This window comes from Faecalibacterium sp. DFI.5.82 (assembly GCF_029076575.1).
Classification (GTDB): domain Bacteria; phylum Bacillota; class Clostridia; order Oscillospirales; family Ruminococcaceae; genus Faecalibacterium; species Faecalibacterium duncaniae.
The window spans coordinates 1-348 of sequence record NZ_JARFIS010000184.1 but is presented as its reverse complement, the minus strand read 5'-3'; the positions used below and the strand labels follow the sequence as shown (position 1 = coordinate 348).

Genomic DNA, 348 nt, shown 5'->3' with positions numbered 1-348 from the left:
GCTGGCACGGCGAATGCCGTGACTGTGGGAGTATTTCTTTGTGGGAAAGGAAAATCGTTATGCAGTATAAGGAAGTTGCGGGCGGCATCTGTGCCCCCAAAGGCTTTGCAGCGGCTGGCGTGCATAGCGGCATCCGCGCAAACCATAATGAAAAATACGATCTGGCACTCATCAATGCGGAGGTGCGCTGTGCCGCCGCCGGTGTCTACACCACCAATAAGGTCTACGGTGCACCCATCAAGGTGGACCGTGCCCACCTGAAGGACGGCTATGCACAGGCCATTCTTGTGAACAGCGGCAACGCCAATACCTGCGCCGCCAACGGCGTGGCTCTGGCCGAGGAGTGCT

General features: G+C 58.0%; 1 protein-coding gene. It reads left to right on the top strand.

From position 1 onward, the window contains the following. Nucleotides 1-59: 59 nt before the first annotated feature. The coding region (locus P0G09_RS16165) for a bifunctional ornithine acetyltransferase/N-acetylglutamate synthase (protein WP_275253173.1) at nucleotides 60-348 on the top strand (289 nt) is incomplete at its 3' end.